Origin of the sequence: Mesorhizobium sp. M0184 (assembly GCF_040322215.1) — a bacterium.
Classification (GTDB): Bacteria; Pseudomonadota; Alphaproteobacteria; order Rhizobiales; family Rhizobiaceae; genus Mesorhizobium.
Genome location: NZ_JAMYSZ010000119.1, coordinates 1 through 574, shown reverse-complemented (window position 1 = coordinate 574; position 574 = coordinate 1). Strand labels below are relative to the sequence as shown.

The window sequence follows — 574 nt, the reverse complement described above, 5'->3', positions numbered from 1 at the left end:
TGAGCGGGCGGCTGCCGGACTACATGGTGCCGGCTGCGTTCGTGCGGCTCGCGGCGCTGCCGCTGACGCCGAACGGCAAGCTCGACCGCAAGGCACTGCCGGCGCCGGCCGACGGCGCCTATGCGCGGACGGCCTATGAGGCGCCGCAGGGCGCGGTCGAGACGGCGCTGGCCGAGATATGGGCGGAGCTTCTCGGTGTCGAGCGGGTCGGACGCCACGACAACTTCTTCGAACTGGGCGGCCATTCGCTCCTGGCGGTGCAGCTGATGGAGCGGCTGCGGCGGCTGTCGCTGGGGGTGGAGGTGCGTGCCCTGTTCGCCAGGCCGGTGCTGGCCGATCTTGCCGCAAGCCTGGGCAGCCATCACGAGGTGGCGGTGCCTGCCAACCTGATCACCGAACACAGCACGGCAATTACGCCGCAGATGCTGCCGCTCATCGAGCTGGCCCAGCCGGAGATCGACCGGATCGTCGCCACGGTGCCCGGCGGCGTCGGCAACATCCAGGACATTTATGGGTTGTCGCCGCTGCAGGACGGCATCCTGTTCCATCATCTGCTGGCCAGCCGGGGCGATCC

At 69.7% G+C, this 574-nt stretch carries 1 protein-coding gene; it reads left to right on the top strand.

The annotated features are described in order from the left end of the window. Positions 1–574: phosphopantetheine-binding protein (locus tag NKJ23_RS34575; RefSeq protein WP_352685206.1), on the top strand; the 574-nt coding region annotated here is incomplete at both ends.